The organism is Moorena sp. SIO4A1, assembly GCF_010672065.1.
GTDB lineage: Bacteria > Cyanobacteriota > Cyanobacteriia > Cyanobacteriales > Coleofasciculaceae > Moorena.
In genome coordinates, this window is record NZ_JAAHHX010000224.1 from 1 (window position 1) to 2,912 (window position 2,912).

At 44.8% G+C, this 2,912-nt stretch carries 5 protein-coding genes; 1 reads left to right on the forward strand and 4 read right to left on the reverse strand.

All coding sequences use genetic code 11. The features are described from left to right. Positions 1-236 (reverse strand): DUF29 domain-containing protein (locus F6K53_RS36465; RefSeq protein ID WP_293084350.1); only part of this gene is annotated, 236 nt, incomplete at its 3' end. A 171-nt stretch (positions 237-407) separates the two neighbouring features. Beyond that, positions 408-983, reverse strand: a complete 576-nt coding sequence (locus tag F6K53_RS36470; protein ID WP_293084356.1) for a Uma2 family endonuclease — start codon at positions 981-983, stop codon at positions 408-410. A gap of 138 nt (positions 984-1,121) precedes the next feature. On the opposite strand from F6K53_RS36470, the gene F6K53_RS36475 reads away from it, so the two are divergent. Continuing rightward, positions 1,122-1,256 (forward strand): hypothetical protein, encoded by a 135-nt coding sequence (locus F6K53_RS36475; RefSeq protein WP_293084352.1) that lies wholly within the window; start codon positions 1,122-1,124, stop codon positions 1,254-1,256. A 248-nt stretch (positions 1,257-1,504) separates the two neighbouring features. On the opposite strand, the gene F6K53_RS36480 is transcribed toward F6K53_RS36475, so the two are convergent. Then, on the reverse strand, positions 1,505-2,041 hold the full coding sequence (locus F6K53_RS36480) for a hypothetical protein (RefSeq protein ID WP_293031012.1): 537 nt from the start codon (positions 2,039-2,041) through the stop codon (positions 1,505-1,507). Continuing rightward, positions 1,998-2,504 (reverse strand): hypothetical protein, encoded by a 507-nt coding sequence (locus tag F6K53_RS36485; protein ID WP_293031009.1) that lies wholly within the window; start codon positions 2,502-2,504, stop codon positions 1,998-2,000. The genes F6K53_RS36480 and F6K53_RS36485 overlap by 44 nt, the downstream gene beginning before the upstream one ends. Positions 2,505-2,912: the final 408 nt, after the last annotated feature.

Consider the following 2,912-nt stretch of genomic DNA (forward strand, 5'->3'; position numbering starts at 1 on the left):
TCAGATTCACTTGTCCAATAGTGCAGTAATAATAAATGACGTATCACTTGTTCTAAAAGGCTAGCTACAGCATTTTTCTTTTCTCTGCCCAAATCCTCTAACTCCTCAATTAAGTTATCCCAATCTAGTTGATTAAATTCTTTGTTTTTCAGGAGCTTAATGGTTTCTTCTAGCCATTGGGCATCATCAATTTCGTAGAGATTTTTTAAATTTAAGCTACTATTTATACTACTCATAATCAATTATTGCTAAAAATCCTAAGCATTCAGCTATCAGTTAATGCGCTACGCGCACGCTACGCGAACAGCTATCAGCGATTATTTTGACCTGGTGGTGCGTTACGGGGCGGGCTGTTACAACCCGGGTGTTGAAGCGGAAAATAAGGGTGAGCCCGCCCCTAACGCACCCTACCCAACTAGATCAAAAACTTCCGACACTTTTAAAGTAATATCCTTAAATCCAGAAGATAACACTAACTCATCACCGGAAAAGCTACCAACTTCTGTATAAGTATTTCCCGTCAGTTCTAAGACCAGGATAGTTTGACTTTCCGGGTCCACAATCCAGTATTCAGGAATAGCACAATCCTGATATTGGATTCTTTTAGCAATATAGTCTCGCTCTCGTTGTAACTCTCCCGGGCTAACCACTTCAACCACTAATAAAGGCGGTGACATGGAGAGGCGAATAGTATTACGCTTTGATAATTGTTGAATATGCTCTTCTCGGATTATCGTCAAATCAGGATAACGGTTTTTGGGTTCACCTCTAACTTCTAACTCTAATCCTTGGCCTCTGACTCTGTCTGTTCCGAGCATCAACGCAAAAATCAGAAAAATACGATTCGCAATTTGAACATTTACTCCCGACTCTGGAGGCATTTCAATTAACTCTCCATTAAATAACTCATAGAATTTTTCAGAGTTATCATTGTATAATAAATACTCGTCAAAGCTTTGAAATTTATGGGTCAGTTGTACCATCAGATTGACCACCTTAACCAATAGTGTTCCCTCTACCGTACTTTAGCAAAGGGAAAAGGGAACAGGGAACAGCGGATCTGGGAACAGCGGATCTGGGAACAGCGGATCTGGGAGTGAAACTCAACAAAGCCAGCATAAATGTTGGGTTTCGTACCTCAACCCAACCTACACGCTGATTCCCGATTCTGGTGGGCAGCTGGTGGGCAGTGGCTGATGATAGCTTTACGGCTGTTGGCCAATTCCCTTGCTAGCCACTGCCCACCCTACGATTAATTTCCCTCCCCATCACCCCATCACCCCATCACCCCATCTCCCCATCCTTACAAGGGTACGTTTTTAAGATTCATCCAGAACTAAAGACATGAACTTGTGCTGGGGAGGCTGAAAAATCAGGGACAAAACTCCCGATGGGCAAAGGTTCCCCCTTAAATGCCGCCGCTAAAATTCTAATTAGTCCTCGCCGGAAACAACTGAGTTTTCGAGGTGCACTGGTCTTCAATGATTTAGGAGATGAACTTTCCTCAGACTCCGATACGAGATTGACCAGTGCTATTGTCCATAGGCTGGGCCAATTGTAAACTGCTAGCTAATAGCTTGTCGTCAGCTTTTCCGCCGACACTGACTAACCATAACGTCGCTACTGCTATCGCCAACCATACTCGTTCTGCTCGCTTGGGATCACTGATCCTGGTCAGATGCCACTGTAGTCCGCCGCGCTTGATATCTTTGAACATACACTCAATCCAACTGCGCATGCCATACCACAAGATTTCAGCTTGGTCTGGCTCTAAGTCTGTCAGAATTAACCATGGGTCGCTGTAGTCTTCATCCCACCGAGCCAAAAGGGTGCATTGGAGTGAGTTATTTTTGAAACAAGTGATCATCCCTGCCCAAGACTGACCCAGTGCAGTGATCAATCCTTTGAGTGGCACAAACCCACAGGAGAGCTTGCTCTGATAGTAACCTTGAGCATTGATGCCCATGAACGGATGCCATTGCAGGGCAACAATTGCCTCATAGAACCACCGGAGCATACAAGCGATTGTCAGTGGTGACAACCACACACCCTACTGAGGGAATCCCAGGCTGAAGATGCTCAAATAACTTCAACCAGTAAGGTGGCCAGCAACATGTGTTTTTGGCAACGATTACTTTCCACGCCACTGGTATGCCACAACCTCTATAAACCACGCAAACCACTAACAAGGTGAAGCGATCTCCCAGTGTTGAGGCATCTGCAGCTAACACGATGTTTTTGTGATCCGTTGGCCACCAACTTAAGATCCATTGCAACAATGGTGCAAAACTCGCGGTTACATCCAGTTCATTACGTTTTCTACCACCTATATCACTACGCTCCTTATACCATTCTCGTAATTGCTGTCTGACCGTGAACTCTTGCTTATCAAGCAGTTGTGCCAGAAAAGCTGATACGGTTGATAACCCACAACAATGGGTGATAGCGTACCCATTGCGACCCATACTCAACACTGCAGCTTGGGGTTTGGTTAAATGAGGCATTTTGCTGGTTACTATTCAACGCCCGTCCTTGTAAGCTATTGGGCAATCAGTCATAGCTTATATTCGATCACTATTATGATCGGAAGCCATTACCCCTTTGGTGCAATGTTGACCATCCTACTCCCTGGATTCTTGCAGCTGTTGCCCAAGCCAGGTAAGGATTTGATTTGAATCAGCCATCCCTACTCATCACAGCTTGACTCCTAGGCATGATTAATTCTCAATTTTAAGGCAGTAGCTCCAGAAATATTAAAAACGTACCCTTGTAAGGATGGGGAGATGGGGAGATAGGGAGATAGGGAGATGGGGAAGATTTTTATTGTTTTGCCTTGTCAGTCCGTTCTGTTGCGGTAATCATGAATGGCACCTCAAGTAGCGTGGCTGATGGCTGATGGCTGATGGCTGATG